Below are 17604 nucleotides of genomic sequence, written 5' to 3'. Positions count from 1 at the left end.
CCAACATGGCACGTTTCTTCATCGATCGCCCCGTCTTCGCGTGGGTGATCGCACTCTTCATCATGCTCGGCGGCGCGTTCGCGATACGCGCGCTGCCCGTCGCGCAGTACCCGGACATCGCGCCACCCGTCGTCAGCATCTATGCGACGTACCCGGGCGCGTCCGCGCAGGTCGTCGAGGAATCGGTGACCGCGCTGATCGAGCGCGAGATGAACGGCGCGCCGGGGCTGCTGTACACGTCCGCGACGAGCAGCGCCGGCGCCGCGTCGCTGTACCTGACGTTCAAGCAGGGCGTCAACGCCGATCTCGCGGCCGTCGAGGTGCAGAACCGGCTGAAGACCGTCGAGGCGCGGCTGCCCGAGCCCGTGCGGCGCGACGGCATCCAGGTCGAGAAGGCCGCTGACAACATCCAGCTCGTCGTGTCGCTGACGTCGGACGACGGCCGGATGACCGACGTGCAGCTCGGCGAATACGCGTCGGCGAACGTCGTGCAGGCGCTGCGCCGCGTCGACGGCGTCGGCCGCGTGCAGTTCTGGGGCGCCGAATATGCGATGCGGATCTGGCCGGACCCGGTGAAGATGGCCGGGCACGGCCTCACCGCGTCGGATATCTCGTCGGCCGTGCGCGCGCACAACGCGCGCGTGACGATCGGCGACATCGGCCGCGGCGCGGTGCCGGACACCGCGCCGATCGCGGCGACGGTGTTCGCCGACGCGCCGCTGAAGACGCCGGCCGACTTCGGCGCGATCGCGCTGCGCACGCAGCCGGACGGCTCGGCGCTCTACCTGCGCGATGTCGCGCGCGTCGAGTTCGGCGGCAACGACTACAACTATCCGTCGTACGTGAACGGCAAGACCGCGACCGGGATGGGCATCAAGCTCGCGCCGGGCTCCAACGCGGTGGCAACCGAGAAGCGCGTGCGCGCGACGATGGACGCGCTGTCCGCGTACTTCCCGCCGGGCGTGAAATACCAGATCCCGTACGAGACGTCGTCGTTCGTGCGCGTGTCGATGAACAAGGTCGTCACGACGCTGATCGAGGCCGGCGTGCTGGTGTTCCTCGTGATGTTCCTGTTCATGCAGAACCTGCGCGCGACGCTGATCCCGACGCTGGTCGTGCCGGTCGCGCTCGCGGGCACGTTCGGCGTGATGTACGCGGCCGGCTTCTCGATCAACGTGCTGACGATGTTCGGGATGGTGCTCGCGATCGGCATCCTTGTCGACGATGCGATCGTCGTCGTCGAGAACGTCGAGCGGCTGATGGTCGAGGAGGGGCTCGGGCCCTACGACGCGACCGTCAAGGCGATGACGCAGATCAGCGGCGCGATCGTCGGCATCACGGTCGTGCTGACGTCGGTGTTCGTGCCGATGGCGTTCTTCGGCGGCGCGGTGGGCAACATCTACCGGCAGTTCGCGCTCGCGCTCGCGGTATCGATCGGCTTCTCGGCGTTTCTCGCGCTGTCGCTGACACCCGCGCTGTGCGCGACGCTGCTCAAGCCGGTGTCCGGCGACCATCACGAGAAGCGCGGTTTCTTCGGCTGGTTCAACCGCTTCGTCGCGCGTGCGACGCAGCGCTATGCGACGCGCGTCGGCGCGATGCTGAAGAAGCCGGTGCGCTGGCTCGTCGTGTACGGCGCGCTGACCGCGGCGGCCGCGCTGATGCTCACGCAACTGCCGACCGCGTTCCTGCCCGACGAGGACCAGGGCAACTTCATGGTGATGGTGATCCGGCCGCAGGGCACGCCGCTCGCGGAAACGATGCAGAGCGTGCGCGAGGTCGAGTCGTATATCCGCAACGACGAGCCGGCCGCATATACGTTCGCGCTTGGCGGCTTCAACCTGTACGGCGAAGGGCCGAACGGCGGGATGATCTTCGTCACGCTGAAGAACTGGAAGGAACGCAAGGCCGGGCGCGATCACGTGCAGGCGATCGTCGCGCGCATCAACGAGCGCTTCGCGGGTGCGGCGAACACCACGGTGTTCGCGATGAACTCGCCGGCGCTGCCCGATCTCGGTTCGACGAGCGGCTTCGACTTCCGGCTGCAGAATCGCAGCGGGCTCGACTACGCGGCGTTCAGTGCCGCGCGCGAGCAACTGCTCGCGGCCGGCGGCAAGGATCCGGCGCTCACCGACCTGATGTTCGCCGGCACGCAGGATGCGCCGCAGCTCAAACTCGACATCGATCGCGCGAAGGCGTCGGCGCTCGGCGTGTCGATGGACGAGATCAACACGACGCTCGCGGTGATGTTCGGCTCCGACTACATCGGCGACTTCATGCATGGCACGCAGGTGCGCCGCGTGATCGTGCAGGCCGACGGGCTGCGCCGGCTCGATCCGGACGACGTGAAGAAGCTGCGCGTGCGCAATGCGCGCGGCGAGATGGTGCCGCTCGCGGCGTTCGCGACGCTGCACTGGACGCTCGGGCCGCCGCAGCTCACGCGCTACAACGGCTATCCGTCGTTCACGATCAACGGCTCGGCCGCGGCCGGCCACAGCAGTGGCGAGGCGATGGCCGCGATCGAGCGGCTCGCCGCGAAGCTGCCGGCCGGCATCGGCCACGCGTGGTCGGGGCAGTCGTTCGAGGAGCGGCTGTCGGGCGCGCAGGCGCCGATGCTGTTCGCGCTGTCGGTGCTCGTCGTGTTCCTCGCGCTCGCGGCGCTCTACGAGAGCTGGTCGATCCCGTTCGCGGTGATGCTGGTCGTGCCGCTCGGCCTGATCGGCGCGGTGCTCGGCGTCACGCTGCGCGCGATGCCGAACGACATCTATTTCAAGGTGGGGCTGATCGCGACGATCGGGTTGTCCGCGAAGAACGCGATCCTGATCGTCGAAGTCGCGAAGGACCTGGTCGCGCAGCGCATGTCGCTCGTCGACGCCGCGCTCGAGGCCGCGCGCCTGCGGCTGCGGCCGATCGTGATGACGTCGCTGGCGTTCGGCGTCGGCGTGCTGCCGCTCGCGTTCGCGTCGGGCGCCGCATCGGGCGCGCAGATGGCGATCGGCACCGGCGTGCTCGGCGGCGTGATCACGGCGACGGTGCTCGCGGTGTTTCTCGTCCCGCTGTTTTTCGTGAGCGTCGGTCGCCTGTTCGACGTCGGCCCGCGCCGGCGCGGCGGATCGCAGCCGGCGACGATGGAGGGTTCGCAATGACGTTTTACCTGAAGGCGTGCGCGACGCCGCGCGCTCGGGTCGCGCTGGCCGCCACACTCGCGTTCGCGCTCGCCGGATGCTCGCTCGCACCGCGCTACGAGCGCCCGGCCGCGCCGGTGCCGGCCAGCTACACGCCGGTCGATGGCGACACGCAGCCGGCGGTCGAGCCGGCTGCATTCGCCGATGCCGCGCTGCTCGACGACTGGCGCGCGTATTTCACCGATCCGGCGTTGCAGGCGTGGATCGATGCCGCGCTCGCCAACAATCGCGACCTGCGGATCGCAGCCGGCCGGCTCGACGAAGCGCGCGCGCTGTATGGCGTGCAGCGCGCGGACCTGATGCCGTCGGTCGACGCGAGCCTCGGCTACGAACGCACGCGTCAGTACGACCCGGTCGTGCGCGAGAGCGCGGTGAGCGGGCTGTATCGCGCGGGCGTCGGCGTCAGCGCGTACGAGCTCGACCTGTTCGGCCGCGTGCGCAACCTGTCCGATGCGGCGCTCGCCGAGTATTTCGCGACGGCCGACGCGCAGCGCACGGTGCGCATCGGCGTGATTGCCGAAGTCGCCGGCGCGTATGTTTCCGAACGGTCGTTGCGCGAGCAACTGGCACTGGCGCAGCGCACGCTCGACGCGCGCGAGCGCATCGCCGCGCTCACGCAGCGCCGCTACGCGGCCGGCACGAGCGACGCGATCGAGTTGCGTTCGGCCGAGATGCTGGTCGCGTCCGCGCGTGCGTCGCAGGCCGCGCTGCAGCGCGAACACGCGCAGTCGGTGCGCGCGCTGCAATTGCTCGCCGGCGATTTCGCACGCACCGTGCCGGCCGACGGCACCGCGTTCGACACGCTCGCGATCGCGCCGGTGGCGCCCGGCGCGCCGAGCGCGCTGCTCGAACGGCGGCCGGACATCCGGCAGGCTGAGTCGCGGCTCAAGGCCGCGAACGCGCAGATCGGCGCCGCGCGCGCGGCGTTCTTCCCGCGCATCGCGCTGACGACCGACTACGGTTCGGTCAGCGATGCGTTCTCGAGCCTGTTCGCGGGCGGCACGAGCGTCTGGACGTTCGCGCCGCGCATCACGCTGCCGATCTTTGCAGGCGGCCGCAATCGCGCGAATCTCGACGTCGCGACCGCACGCAAGCACATCGCGGTCGCGGAATACGAGAAGACCGTGCAGACCGCATTCCGCGAAGTGGCCGACGCATTCGCCGCGCGCGACTGGATCGATCGCCAGCTCGCGGCGCAGCAGGACGTCTATGCGGCCGACGGCGCGCGGCTGAAGCTCGCCGAGCGCCGCTATGCGGGCGGCGTCGCGACGTATCTCGAACTGCTCGACGCGCAGCGCAGCACATACGAGTCGGGACAGGAGCTGATCCGGCTCAAGGAGCGCAGGCTCGCGAATGCGATTGCGCTGTATCGCGCGCTGGGCGGCGGGTGGGCGCCGGCCACCGCTGGCGAAGCTGCCGCGTGATGTCTTGACCGGGACCGGGCAGGTAGCGGCGGCGCATTGCGCTGCGTCGCCGCTACCCCGGTCGGTGTTGCTGCGGTCGGGTCACCGGCCGCGATCGACGACACGCGCAAGCGCGCTTCGTCGCGCCTGTTTTTCCTCCACGCAGCCGGGTTGAAGGGCCGCCTTTCACTCGACTCGCATCCCGGCGACCGATCGCGTCGCCGCCGGCCTCCGATCGTGCCGGACTTCCTCCAGTTTCGACTCCATCCAGTGTCGCGAATGTCGTCCCGGCGCACGACTTTATGCGGCCGCTTTAATTCCGGGTTGACGATTCGATTAATTCACGCATTACGAATAATCAGGGGCGACGAAGTGTCGCGGTGAAACGTTTGTGCAGATATTGCAATCGTTTGCGTGAAAGTTTCGCGTCGTTGAATATCGCCAGTTAATTTCTTGTTGGTGGAAAATCGTCGAATTGTTTCGTTGTGGTCAAGCAACGATGGCGGGATCGGACCGAATTTTGTCGGCTCGCACCCGGTATCTGGAAAGTGTTGTCCAGCAACGAGAAGCTGGGATATTTGAATCGATAAAACAAATTTTCTTTAATTTTCAGTCGGTTCTGGAAAATAGAAAAGGACTGCGGAATAAAATGTCGTAATTGAGAATTTGCGGGAAGGAGTGGGTTTAAAAGTGCTTAAAACAAACATTGTCATTGAGATTTGACAATGATTTACAAAATTATTTCACTCTTATCTCGATAATGCCGCCTCGTGACGGACGGGAGCCAACCACACGCTGCCTTTTGTATCCGCCACGTCGTCCATTCCCTTTGCAATTCTCATGGAAAACGTCATGAAAAAAACCCTCCTGAGCGCGGTCGCACTCGCAGCCCTGTCCACCTCGGCCTTCGCAGCGGGCACCGGCACGATCAACTTCACGGGCGAGATCGTCGCGGGCGCATGCGGCATCGATTCGAACTCCGTCAACCAGACCGTGCAGCTCGGCAAGGTGCCGACCAACAAGTTCAAGCAAGCCGGCGACAAGTCGGACGCGGTGTCGTTCGACATCAAGCTGACGGACTGCGACACCAGCATCGCGCAGAGCGCGTACTTCACGTTCACGGGCACGTCGAGCGCAGGCCAGCCGAAGCTGCTCGCCACGATCGGTTCGGCAACCAACGTCGGCATCCGCCTGCAGGCCGCGTCGGGCGAATACCTCGACAACGGCGCCGAACAGAAGGCGCCGACCCTGCTGCAAAACGGCACCAACACCGCACGCTTCGCGGCAATGTACGAAGCCACGGCCGCCGGCGTGACGCCGGGTACGGCCGACGGCGTCGCGAACTTCACGGTCCGCTACCAGTAAGCGGCCGTACCGGAGAAGGGGTGTCGACACCCTTTCTCCGGCTTCCTTTCCTTCACGTCTCACCTTCCCCGGATTTCCGGTAGCGCCGCGTGCGAATCAGACATTCCTTCCTTTGCGTCTCCGTGCTGGTGGTCGGCAGCCAGAGCCATGCGACGGAATTCAATTCGTCGTTCCTCGACATCGACGGCACGAACAACGTCGACCTGTCGCAGTTCTCGCAGCCCGACTTCACGCTGCCGGGCGAATACATGCTCGACGTGCAGGTCAACGACCTGTTCTACGGGCTGCAGGCGATCCAGTTCATCGCGCTCGACGCATCCGGCGCGGGCAAGCCGTGCCTGCCGCCGGAACTCGTCGCGCGGTTCGGGCTGAAACCATCGCTCGCGAAGGACCTGCCGCGCTTTCAGGGCGGACGTTGCGTCGATCTCGGCGCGATCGAGGGCGCGACCGTGCGCTACCTGAAGAGCGACGGACGGCTGAAGATCACGATTCCGCAGGCCGCGCTCGAATTCACCGATTCGACGTACCTGCCGCCGTCGAGCTGGTCCGACGGGATTCCGGGCGCGATGCTCGACTATCGCGTGATCGCGAACACGAACCGCAACTTCGGTTCGGGCGGCGGACAGACGAATTCGGTCCAGGCCTACGGCACGATCGGCGCGAACTGGGACGCGTGGCGCTTTCGCGGCGACTACCAGGTGCAGTCGAACGTGGGCAACACGGCGTATGCGGACCGCACGTTCCGCTTCAGCCGGCTTTATGCGTTTCGCGCGCTGCCGTCGATCCAGTCGACGGTGACGTTCGGCGACGACTACCTGAACTCGGACATTTTCGACACGTTCGCGCTGACCGGCGCGTCGATCCGCAGCGACGACCGGATGCTGCCGCCTTCGCTGCGCGGCTATGCGCCGCTGATCTCGGGCGTCGCGCGCACCAACGCGACCGTCACCGTGTCGCAGGCGGGCCGCGTGCTGTACGTGACGCGCGTGTCGCCCGGCGCGTTCGCGCTGCAGAACATCAATACGAGCGTGCAGGGCACGCTCGACGTCACGGTCGACGAGGAAGACGGCAGCGTGCAGCGCTTCCAGGTGACGACGGCCGCCGTGCCGTTCCTCGCGCGCACCGGACAACTGCGCTACAAGGCTGCCGTCGGCAAGCCGCGGCAGTTCGGCGGCGCCGGCATCACGCCGTTCTTCGGGTTCGGCGAAGCTGCCTACGGGTTGCCGTTCGACATCACGCTGTACGGCGGCTTCATCGCCGCATCGGGCTATACGTCGATCGCGCTCGGCGTCGGCCGCGATTTCGGCACGTTCGGCGCGGTGTCGGCCGACGTCACGCACGCACGCGCGCGGCTGTGGTGGAATGGCGCGACGCGCAACGGCAACTCGTACCGTATCAACTATTCGAAGCACTTCGACGGGCTCGATGCGGACGTGCGCTTCTTCGGCTATCGCTTCTCCGAGCGCGAGTACACCAACTTCGCACAGTTCTCCGGCGACCCGACCGCGTATGGCCTCGCCAACAGCAAGCAGCGCTACTCGGCGACGATGTCGAAGCGCTTCGGCGACACGTCGACCTATTTCTCGTACGACCAGACGACCTACTGGGCGCGCTCGTCCGAGCAGCGCGTGGGTCTCACGCTGACGCGCGCGTTCTCGGTCGGCGCACTGCGCAACCTGAACGTCAGCGTGTCCGCGTTCCGCACGCAGAGTGCGGGCGCGAGCGGCAACCAGTTCTCGGTGACCGCGACGCTGCCGATCGGCGGCCGCCACACCGTCACGTCGAACCTGACGACGGGCAGCGGCAGCACGAGCGTGAACGCGGGCTACATCTACGACGATCCGGACGGCCGCACCTACCAGATCAATGCGGGCGCGACCGACGGCCGCGCGTCGGCGAACGCGAGCTTCCGCCAGCGCACGTCGACCTACCAGCTGAGCGCGCAGGCGTCGACGCTCGCCAACGCGTACGCGGCCGCGTCGCTCGAAGTCGACGGCTCGCTCGTCGCGACGCAGTACGGCGTGTCCGCGCATGCGAACGGCAATGCGGGCGATACGCGCCTGCTGGTATCGACCGACGGCGTGCCCGACGTGCCGCTGTCCGGCACGCTCACGCATACCGACTCGCGCGGCTACGCGGTGCTCGACGGGATCTCGCCGTACAACGTGTACGACGCGACCGTCAACGTCGAGAAACTGCCGCTCGAGGTGCAGGTGTCGAACCCGATCCAGCGCATGGTGCTGACCGACGGCGCGATCGGCTTCGTGACGTTCTCCACCGCGCGCGGCAGCAACCTGTACCTGACGCTGACCGATGCGGCCGGCAAGCCGGTGCCGTTCGGCGCATCCGTGCAGGACGCGGCGAACGGCAAGGAGCTCGGCATCGTCGGCGAAGCCGGCGCCGCGTTTCTGACTCAGGTGCAGCCGAAATCCGCGCTCGTGGTGCGTGCAGGCGAACGCACGCTGTGCGCGGTGAATGCACTGCCCAACCAGCTTCAACTCGAAGGCACGCCGATTCCGGTGACGTGCCAGACGCCCGGCGAGCCGCGTGCGGCGGCCGCACGGACCGAACGATGATTTGACGGATCCAGCGATGAACCACGCTTTCTCTCTTTTCTTCCCGCGCCGCGCATCGTGCATGCTGGCCGTGGCCAGCGCGCTGCTCGCCGGCGTCGCGCATGCGGCGATCGTGCCGGACCGCACGCGCGTGATCTTCAACGAAGGCGAACCGGCCGCGATCGTCACCATCACGAACAAGAGCACGACGTATCCGTATCTCGTGCAGTCGTGGCTCGAGGACACGCGAGGCAACAAGATCACGTCGCCGCTGATGGTCGTGCCGCCGCTGCAGCGGGTCGAGGCGAACGAGCGCAACGTGCTGCGCATCGCGAAGCTGCCGGGCACCGAACTGCCGGCCGATCGCGAATCGGTGTTCTACCTGAACATCCGCGAAGTGCCGCCGAAGACCGATACGCCGAACACGCTGCAGATCGCGCTGCATACGCAGATGAAGCTGTTCTACCGGCCGAAGGGCGTGCAGCCTGCGCGTGACGAGGACTGGACGCTGCCGATGACGCTGCGCGTCGACGCGGGGGCGCACAAGCTCGTGTTCGACAATCCGACGCCGTATCACATCACGATCGTCGACGTGGCTTCGGGTGCGCAGAAGACGCATGTGCCGCTGGACCCGGTGATGGTGAGCCCGATGAGCACGGCCGACGTGCCGTTCAAGGCCGCGACGCCGTCGACGTTGTTCGTCACGCACGTGGACGACTACGGCGGCCAGGTGACGGTCGAGTATGCGTGCGAGGCCGGTGCCTGCAAGAGCGTGAAGAAATGAGCGGCGGGATGCGCGAACGGCGGTTGCCGGCGGCGTGGCTGCGCTGGCTCGTGCTGGGATTGCTGGTCGCGGCCGCGCAGCCGGCGTGGGCGCTAAGATGCCTGACGAACAGCGGTGCGACCTCGCTGACCGAGCCGATCGGCGGTGTCGCGTCGTATCCGACCGACGCGCCGGACGGATACGTGATCTGGGTGTCGCCGGTCCGCACCACGTCAGGGTATTGCTACAAGGACCTCGGCGATGCAGGCAGCCTGAAAGTCGTCGACAACATCTATTTCTACGCGAACCCGAATCGCACGAACCCGGCGGCGTGGGGGCTGGAGATCGGCATCCGCTACAAGGGAATCGACTATTTCAACAAGACGAGTAATCGCGGCGGAGGGGTGTTTACCGGCTATTCGGTGCCGCCGTGCAGCAAGTACGACTTCGATCGCGGACGTTGCGAGCAGACCCGTATCAGCATCGACTACCAGGTCGTCGTGCGCAAGAAGGGCAACTGGGTCCAGCCACCGAGCGATATCTACACGGTATTCCAGTTCGACGGCGAGTTCGGGCTGAATGCATACAACCCGAGCTTCCAGTACCGCCTGAGCGGCCTGCGCAACCTCAAGCCGACGCCGTGCTTCGTCGACGTGCTCGTGACGCCCGAACCGGGCATCGTCAATTTCGGACAGGTGCAGGCCGTGGGCAACGGCTTCATGCCGGCGGTGCCGCGCAAGCGGTTCTCGTTGTCGTTGACCAAGAAATGCAACGTCGCGGTACGCGTCGACGGATATTTCGAAACGAGCTATCCGGTTCAGAACGGCTTGCTGGTGCCGGCGAAGGACAGCAATTTCGGTATCGGGATCGAGGACAGCCAGGGCAAGGCCATTCCGTTCAACCAACAGTTCAACCTCGCTCAGTTTCCGTCCAACGTCATGAACCAGAGCGTATTGATGGACGCGGTGCTCAAGTCGTTCGGGCCGCCGAAGATCGGGCGGTTCGATGCGACTGCAACGATCCGGCTGTTCATCTACTGACGCGAGCCGCGCGAGCGCGGCTCGACGCACCGCACGCACCTCACGTGAAAGCGCCGGCATGCCGGCGCTTTTTCCCAGGCTCGCGGCGCGCCGCTCAAAGCACCCGGCGACACACCTTGTGATGGCGATGCACGAAGTCGCACACATGGCGCGGATGCGCTTCGGCGGTGGCCGGCACGAGCCGTGCGACGGTGGCGGAGGCGTCTTCGTCGAGATCCTGTCGTTCGGCCTGTCCCGTTCGTCAAAACACCGAATCCGTCAATTAATCAGACAAATCCCGACAACCGAAAGGGTCATCTCGTAATCGGATTGAGAATGATTTGCGTTTACGTTAAATTGCGCTATCTCGGAATTTGACGGAGCAGATCGATGGCTATGGCGGAAGTGCTCGAACGACCGGCAGCGGCAACGGCGAACCCGTTCCTCGGCAGTTATCCGGACCTGCCGTCGCGTCCCGCGCCGCGGGCGCGCCGTACCGCCGAGCCGCATGCGCAGGGTGCGCTGCTCGACGTGCTGATCGCCCATCGCGCGATGCTCGTCAACGTCGCGCGCGGCTTCGTCGGTTGTGCGAGCCGCGCCGAGGACGTCGTGCACGACGTGTTCGTGAAGCTCGTCGAATTCCCGAACCAGGACGCGGTGCGCCAGCCGATCGCATACGTGACGCGGATGGTGCGCAATGCGTCGATCGATGCGTGCCGCCGGCAAAGCCTCGAGAACGTCTATCACACGGAAGAGGACGACGGCTTCGACGTGCCGTCGCCGGAACCGACGCCCGAGGCCGCGCTGATGACGCGCGACACGCTGCGTCGCGTGTGGGCCGCGCTCGACGACCTGCCGGCGCGCAGCCGCGCGGCGTTCGAGATGGTGCGGCTGCGCGAGGAGACGCTGCAGACCGCGGCGCGCGCGTTGAACGTGTCGCAGACACTCGTGCATTTCATGGTGCGCGACGCGGAGCGGCACTGCGCGGAATGCCTCGACGCGTGCCATCGCGGTGACGCGTGCCCGGTGTTTCTCGGCGGCCGCGCGCGGCGCCGGTAAAAAATCGCGCCGGCCAATCGTCTTCAAGACAGGAGCGGCCGATCCGACAGTTCGCCGCTTCGCCTCCTTCAACCGCCTCCCGCATTTTTCGATCATGACGCAAGCCACGACGCCTTCCGCCGACACCGACGACCTCGTCTACACGGTCGTCATCAACGACGAAGAACAGTATTCGATCTGGCCGACGTTCCGGCCCGTGCCGGCCGGGTGGCGCGAGGTCGGCGTGCGCGGCCCGAAAGCCGACTGCCTCGCGCACATCGAGACCGTCTGGACCGACATGCGCCCCGCGAGCCTGCGCCGCGCGATGGACGGCGATCGCGCAACGCGCGCGTCGTGACCCGCTGCGCCGCGTGTGCGGCGCGCCACCTGAAGAGGACGTTGCATGACCCTGCTTTCGTTGCCGACGCTCGACGACCTGCGTATCGAGCCGGGGCTGCCCACCGTCGTGTCGCCGCGCGGCGCCGACGGCATGTCGATCGACGAGATCGCGCCGCTCGCGCATGCGATCGCGGCCGACACGCTCGAACGGGCGGGCGGTGTGCTGTTCACGGGCTTTCACGTGCCGTCGATCGACGCGTTCCAGCAGTTCGCGGCGTCGTTCGGCGATCCGCTGATCGGCTATGAATACGCGTCGACGCCGCGCAGCCAGGTCGAAGGCGCCGTCTACACGTCGACCGAATACCCGCCGCATCGCGCGATTCCGCTGCACAACGAGCAGTCGTACACGCGCGAGTGGCCGCTGCGGATCTGGTTCCATTGCGCGCTCGCGGCGCCAAAAGGTGGTGCGACGCCGATCGCGGACAGCCGCGCCGTCTATCGCGCGCTCGATCCGGCGCTGGTCGCGCGCTTCGAGCAGCGCGAGCTGCTGTACGTGCGCAACTTCGGCCAGGGGCTCGACCTGCCGTGGCAGCAGTCGTTCGGCACCGACGAGCCGGCCGAGGTCGAGCGGATGTGCGCGGCGCGCGGCATCGAATGCACATGGCGCACGGACGACGACGGCGAACTGCTGCTGCGCACGCGCGAACGCTGCCAGGCTGTCGCACGCCATCCGCGCACGGGCGAGCGCGTGTGGTTCAACCAGGCGAACCTGTTTCACCTGTCGGCGCTCGACGACGACATGCAGGAAGCGCTCGTCGACGCGGTCGGGCTCGAGAACGTGCCGCGCAACGTGTATTACGGCGACGGCGCGCCGCTCGAGGCCGACGCGCTCGCGGAAATCCGCGGCGTGCTCGATCGCCAGCGCATCGCGTTCCCGTGGCGCACGGGCGACGTGCTGATGCTCGACAACATGCTGACCGCGCACGCACGCGACCCGTTCGAAGGGCCGCGCAAGGTGGTCGTCGCGATGGCGCAAAGCTATACGGTCCCGCGCGCGGCCGAACGGAGGACCGATGACGCGTAGTACCGCCGCGCTGGCCGCGCGCGGATTGACGGTGGGTTATCGCGACCATGTCGTGATCGACGGGCTGGACCTGTCGATCGCGGCCGGCCGCGTGACCGCGCTGTGCGGCCCGAACGGCTGCGGCAAGAGCACGCTGCTGCGCACGCTCGCGGGCCTGCAGCCCGCGCGTGCGGGCCGCATCGACGTGAACGGCAAGCCGCTCGCGTCGTTTCGCCGTCGCGCGCTCGCGCGCGAGCTCACGATGCTCGCGCAGTTCAACCAGATTCCGTCGGGGCTGACCGTGCGCGAGCTGGTCGCGTACGGCCGCTACGCGTATGGCGGTTTCCTGCGCGGGCTGTCGCGCGCCGACCATGCGGCGATCGACGAGGCGCTCGAGACGAGCGGCCTGGCCGGCGACGCCGGGCGTGACGTCGGCGCGCTGTCGGGCGGCGAGCGGCAGCGCGCGTGGATCGCGATGGCGCTCGCGCAGCAGGCGTCGATCGTGCTGCTCGACGAGCCGACGACCTATCTCGACATCCATCATCAGCTCGACATCCTCGACGCGCTGCGCGCACTGAACCGCGCGCGCGGGCTGACGATCGTGTGGGTCCTGCATGACCTGAACCAGGCAGCCGCGTTCAGCGACGACATCGTGCTGATGCGTGCCGGCCGCCTTGTCGCGCAGGGCTCGCCCGACGCGATGCTGGAACCGGCGCGGCTGCGCGCGGCGTTCGGCGTCGACATGCTCAAGCTCGCGCATCCGCAGACGGGCGCGCCGATGTGCGTGCCGGCATACGGGCCGCCGGCATCCGGCACGGCGGACGGGTTCGATCGCGCCGTTCACCGGGATATCGCCGTATGACGACGTTCGCGATGCGCAAGCGACTCGCGGCGAGCGGGCAGGGCGCGGCATCCGGCCGCCGTGCCAGCGTGCTCGCGCTCGGCCTCGTCGTGCTGATCGCGGTGCTGGCGGTGCTGCGCATCGCCCCAGACCTCCGCGTATGGTGGAACGCGATGCCGGGCAGCGACGCTGCCGCGCTCGCGGGCGTGTTCCTGTTCGACCTCAACCTGCCGCGTGTCGCGGCCGCGCTCGTCGCGGGCGGCTGCCTCGGCATCGCGGGCGCGCTGTTCCAGTCGCTCACGCGCAACCCGCTCGCATCGCCCGACCTGCTCGGCGTGACGGGCGGCGCCCAGCTCGGCCTGCTCGCGGCGATGCTGGTGCCGGCGCTCGCCGGTGTCGCGTCGGTGCCGCTGCTGTTCGTCTGCGGGCTGATCGCCGCCGCGTGCGCGATCGTCGCGGCCGGCGGCTGGCGCGCGACGCCGCTGCGGCTCGTGCTTGCGGGTAGTGTGTGCATGCTGCTGTTCGCGGCACTGTCGACGCTCGTGCTCGCATTCTTCGAGCAGAACATCGCGGGCGCGGCGCTGTGGACCAACGGCAGTCTTTATCAACCCGGCGCGACCGGGCTCGCGCTTGCCGCGCGCTGGCTCGTCGTGCCGTTGCTCGCGCTGCCGTTCGTGATCCGGCCGCTGAATCCGCTCGCGCTCGGCGACGAGGCGGCGGCCGCGGCCGGCGTGCGCGTCGACGCGGCGCGGCTCGCGGCGACGATCGTCGCGGTCGCGTTCACGAGCGTGGCCGTCAGCATCGCGGGCCCGCTGTCGTACGTGGGGCTCGTCGCGCCGAACCTGGTGCGCCAGGTGCGCGGCGCACGCGCGGGCCGGCTCGGCGTGCTGGTGCCGCTGTCGGCGCTCGCGGGGGGCGCGCTCGTGCTCGTCACCGACAGTGCGGTGCTCGCGTCGGGTCTCGACGCGACGCTGTCGACCGGCGTCGCGATCGCGCTCGTCGGCACGCCGCTGATGCTCGCGATGATCCGGCGCGGCGCTGCTTGGTCGGGCGTGCTGCATGCTCAAGCCGAACGCGCGGCCGGCAACGGGTCGACGCGGGTGGTCGCCTGGCTCGAGCAGCTCGGCCGGCCGCTGCGCACCGCGCTGCTCGTCGCGGCCGGCGTGCTCGTCGTATTCGCCGGCGTGTCGGCCGGCCCCGAATGGCTGTCGCCGGCACGCTGGTCCGCCGCGCTGTCGGGTCACGATGCCGTCGCGCGAATGCTGATCGACCTGCGCATGCCGCGGCTGCTGTGCGCGCTCCTCGCGGGTGCGCTGCTCGCCGTGAGCGGCGTCGCGATGCAGAGCGTCGTGCGCAACCCGCTCGCCGGCCCCGAAGTGCTCGGCGTCACGCAGGGCGCGGGGCTCGTCACGCTGTTCGCGTTGTCGACGTGGCCGCTGATGGGGCACGTGACGCTCGCCTTGGCCGCGTTGAGCGGCGGTGCGCTGTCGCTCGCGATCACGCTCGCGCTCAATCACCGGCACCGTTATGCACCGCTCGCGGTCGCGCTGACCGGCATCGTGATCGGCGCGTTGTGGACCACGCTCGCGCAATGGCTGATCACACAGGAAAGCGTGCAGCCCGCGCGCTTCGTCGTGTGGCTCGTCGGCGGCACCTACGGCCGCGGCTGGGGCGAGGTGTCGATGCTGATGCCGTGGTGCGTGCTCGCGATCCCCGTGTTCGCCTGGCTCGCGCGACCGCTCGACATGCTCGCGCTCGGCGACGACCAGGCGGCCGCGCTCGGCCTGCCGGTCGCTGCGCTGCGGCCGCTCGCGCTGACGATCGCGACGCTCGCCGCGTGCGCGGCCGTCGCGGCGGTCGGGCCGGTCGGCTTCATCGGACTGATGGCGCCGCACGTCGCGACGATGCTCGGCGCGCGCCGGCACCGCACGCGGCTGTGGCTCGCGGCCGCATGCGGCGCGCTGATCCTCGGGTGTGCCGACCTGGCCGCCCGCACGGTCGTCGCGCCGCGCGAAGTGCCCGCCGGCGTGCTGACCGCGCTGATCGGCGCGCCGTATCTGCTCGGGCTGCTGATCCTCGAGGGGCGCCGCGCGCGGCGCGCGGGGCGATGACACCAGCGCTCGACGGTGCACGCGCCACGCGCTTCTCCGCGTTCGCCCCCGAACCGTTCACCGGCCATCTCGACGCGGTGTGGCTCGGGATGCCCGACGACGCGCACGCGCCGGGCCGGATCATCGTGCCGGTCGCCGCGCTGCCCGATCATCGCGATGCGCTGCTCGATGCGATGGTCCGCCACTACGGCGGCGATCCGGCGTTGCATGCGCGCGCGCTGATGTCGCAATGGAGCAAATACTATTTCGGCCGCGCGGCGCTGGCCGGCGTCGTCGCCGCGCTGACGCTCGGCCGGCCGCTCGACATGACGCCGGACCGCACGTTCGTCGCGCTCGACGACGGGATGCCGGCTGCGCTGTATTTCGCGCCGGACGCGCTCGGCGCGCCGTGCATCGCGCCCGCGCCGCGCTATGCGGGGCTCGTCGCGCATCTCGGCGCGGTGATCGGCCTGCTCGCGGCGATGGGCCGCGTCACGCCGCGCGTGCTGTGGAGCAACGCGGGCAACCTGCTCGACTATCTGCTCGACACGTACCGTTCGCTGCCGTGCGCGGCCGATCCCGCTCGCGATGCCGACTGGCTGTTCGGCGCGTCCTGCGTCGAAGGTGAGCTGAATCCGCTGCGCCTGCCGGTACGCGACGCCGTGCCGCGCTCGCCGCTGCTGCCGACGCCGTTTCGCGCACGCCGCGTGTGCTGCCTGCGCTATGAAATTCCTGGAGAAACGCAACTGTGTGGAAGCTGCCCCCTGCTATTGACGATGGACGACGCGGCGCTGGCCGAGCAGGATGCGATCCGGTGACTCCGGCACCGCATGCCGGCCGCCGCCATGCGCTTGCCGCACTGGCCGCGTTCGGCGCTGCTTGCTGCGGCGCGCATGCGGCGCCGGCCGCCGCGGTCGCGAACGACGCGCGCGGCGGGCAGGGCAGCACGCCTTCGCAATCGGGCCGCTCGCTCGCCGGCAACCCCGTCGTATCGCAGGCGAGCGCGACGATGCCGGTGCAGCCGCAACGTGTGGTCGCGCTCGACTTCATGTTCGCGGAAAGCGTGATCGCGCTCGACATCGTGCCGGCCGGCATGGCCGATACCGCGTTCTATCCGGGCTGGCTCGGCTACGAGAGCGACCGGCTCGCCCATGTGACCGACATCGGCTCGCGTCAGGAGCCGGGGCTCGAGGCGATCGCCGCGGTGAAGCCGGACCTCATCCTCGGCGTCGGCTTCCGGCATGCGCCGATCTTCGCCGCGCTCGACCGAATCGCGCCGACGATCCTGTTCCAGTTCAGCCCGAACGTGTCGGAAGGCGGCGTGCTCGTCACGCAGCTCGACTGGATGCGCCGGATCTTCCGGACGATTGGTACCGTGACCGGACGCGACGCGCGCGCGAAGGCGGTCGAAGCACAACTCGACGCAGGGATCGCGCGCAATGCATCGCGGCTCAAGGCCGCGGGCCGCGGCGGCGATCGCATCGCACTGCTGCAGGATCTCGGGCTGCCCGACCGCTACTGGGCGTATACCGGCAACAGCACGTCGGCGGGCCTCGCGCGCGCGCTCGGGCTCGACCCGTGGCCGAAGAAGCCGACGCGCGAAGGCACGCTTTACGTGACATCCGCCGATCTGCTCCGGCAACGCGATCTCGCCGTGCTGTTCGTCACCGCGACGGGGATGGACGTGCCGCTGTCGTCGAAACTCGACTCGCCCGTGTGGCGTTTCGTGCCCGCGCTGCGCGAACGCAGGATCGCGCTCGTCGAACGGAACATCTGGGGGTTCGGCGGGCCGATGTCGGCGCTGAAGCTGGCCGACGTGATGACCGATACGATGCTGAAGCTGCCGGCCGTGCGCTGAGCGAGCGAATCGTCGTTGCGGGCAGGGGAAGCGCGTGGCCGAGCGCCGCGTAGTTGATCGCGTGTCGCGGCGTCCCGATGGCGTCATC

At 68.4% G+C, this 17604-nt stretch carries 14 protein-coding genes; 13 read left to right on the top strand and 1 reads right to left on the bottom strand.

Going from position 1 to position 17604, the window contains the following annotated elements:
• The first annotated feature begins 5 nt into the window (after positions 1 to 5).
• The 6 genes from WS66_RS21205 (at position 6) to WS66_RS21180 (ending at position 10308) form a co-directional block, all read left to right on the top strand.
• Positions 6 to 3143: a multidrug efflux RND transporter permease subunit gene (locus tag WS66_RS21205; protein ID WP_059606700.1), complete on the top strand. Its 3138-nt coding sequence runs from the start codon at positions 6 to 8 to the stop codon at positions 3141 to 3143.
• Complete coding sequence (locus WS66_RS21200; RefSeq protein WP_059606703.1) at positions 3140 to 4606, top strand: efflux transporter outer membrane subunit; 1467 nt, start codon at positions 3140 to 3142, stop codon at positions 4604 to 4606. Before WS66_RS21205 ends, WS66_RS21200 begins: the two co-directional genes overlap by 4 nt.
• 831 nt (positions 4607 to 5437) lie before the next feature.
• The gene (locus tag WS66_RS21195) at positions 5438 to 5950 is read left to right on the top strand and encodes a fimbrial protein (RefSeq protein ID WP_059606942.1); all 513 of its coding nucleotides are present in this window, start codon (positions 5438 to 5440) and stop codon (positions 5948 to 5950) included.
• 122 nt (positions 5951 to 6072) lie between these two features.
• On the top strand, positions 6073 to 8526 hold the full coding sequence (locus WS66_RS21190) for a fimbria/pilus outer membrane usher protein (protein ID WP_059606705.1): 2454 nt from the start codon (positions 6073 to 6075) through the stop codon (positions 8524 to 8526).
• 16 nt (positions 8527 to 8542) lie between these two features.
• The gene (locus WS66_RS21185) at positions 8543 to 9289 is read left to right on the top strand and encodes a fimbrial biogenesis chaperone (RefSeq protein WP_059606707.1); all 747 of its coding nucleotides are present in this window, start codon (positions 8543 to 8545) and stop codon (positions 9287 to 9289) included.
• The gene (locus WS66_RS21180) at positions 9286 to 10308 is read left to right on the top strand and encodes a fimbrial protein (protein WP_059606709.1); all 1023 of its coding nucleotides are present in this window, start codon (positions 9286 to 9288) and stop codon (positions 10306 to 10308) included. The genes WS66_RS21185 and WS66_RS21180 overlap by 4 nt, the downstream gene beginning before the upstream one ends.
• Positions 10309 to 10402: 94 nt before the next feature.
• On the opposite strand, the gene WS66_RS34435 is transcribed toward WS66_RS21180, so the two are convergent.
• Positions 10403 to 10486, bottom strand: a complete 84-nt coding sequence (locus tag WS66_RS34435; protein WP_442859302.1) for a hypothetical protein — start codon at positions 10484 to 10486, stop codon at positions 10403 to 10405.
• A 191-nt stretch (positions 10487 to 10677) separates the two neighbouring features.
• Here WS66_RS34435 and WS66_RS21175 point away from each other — a divergent pair, with 191 nt between their 5' ends.
• The 7 genes from WS66_RS21175 to WS66_RS21145 all read left to right on the top strand — a co-directional run bounded on the left by WS66_RS21175 (position 10678) and on the right by WS66_RS21145 (position 17516).
• The gene (locus tag WS66_RS21175; RefSeq protein WP_059606711.1) at positions 10678 to 11346 is read left to right on the top strand and encodes an RNA polymerase factor sigma-70; all 669 of its coding nucleotides are present in this window, start codon (positions 10678 to 10680) and stop codon (positions 11344 to 11346) included.
• 94 nt (positions 11347 to 11440) lie between these two features.
• Positions 11441 to 11683 (top strand): MbtH family protein, encoded by a 243-nt coding sequence (locus tag WS66_RS21170; protein ID WP_059510746.1) that lies wholly within the window; start codon positions 11441 to 11443, stop codon positions 11681 to 11683.
• Between the two features lie 45 nt (positions 11684 to 11728).
• Positions 11729 to 12748 (top strand): TauD/TfdA family dioxygenase, encoded by a 1020-nt coding sequence (locus tag WS66_RS21165; RefSeq protein WP_059606713.1) that lies wholly within the window; start codon positions 11729 to 11731, stop codon positions 12746 to 12748.
• A complete protein-coding gene (locus WS66_RS21160; RefSeq protein ID WP_059606715.1) occupies positions 12738 to 13589 on the top strand; it encodes an ABC transporter ATP-binding protein in 852 nt (283 codons plus the stop codon). The genes WS66_RS21165 and WS66_RS21160 overlap by 11 nt, the downstream gene beginning before the upstream one ends.
• A complete protein-coding gene (gene fhuB / locus WS66_RS21155; RefSeq protein ID WP_059606717.1) occupies positions 13586 to 15679 on the top strand; it encodes a Fe(3+)-hydroxamate ABC transporter permease FhuB in 2094 nt (697 codons plus the stop codon). Before WS66_RS21160 ends, fhuB begins: the two co-directional genes overlap by 4 nt.
• The gene (fhuF, locus tag WS66_RS21150) at positions 15676 to 16476 is read left to right on the top strand and encodes a siderophore-iron reductase FhuF (RefSeq protein ID WP_059606719.1); all 801 of its coding nucleotides are present in this window, start codon (positions 15676 to 15678) and stop codon (positions 16474 to 16476) included. The genes fhuB and fhuF overlap by 4 nt, the downstream gene beginning before the upstream one ends.
• Positions 16473 to 17516: an ABC transporter substrate-binding protein gene (locus WS66_RS21145; RefSeq protein WP_059606721.1), complete on the top strand. Its 1044-nt coding sequence runs from the start codon at positions 16473 to 16475 to the stop codon at positions 17514 to 17516. The genes fhuF and WS66_RS21145 overlap by 4 nt, the downstream gene beginning before the upstream one ends.
• Positions 17517 to 17604: the final 88 nt, after the last annotated feature.

Origin of the sequence: Burkholderia sp. LA-2-3-30-S1-D2 (genome assembly GCF_001523915.2) — a bacterium.
Classification (GTDB): Bacteria; Pseudomonadota; Gammaproteobacteria; order Burkholderiales; family Burkholderiaceae; genus Burkholderia; species Burkholderia diffusa.
Note: the sequence above shows the minus strand (reverse complement) of the source record. Positions and strands in the feature narration are given on the sequence as shown.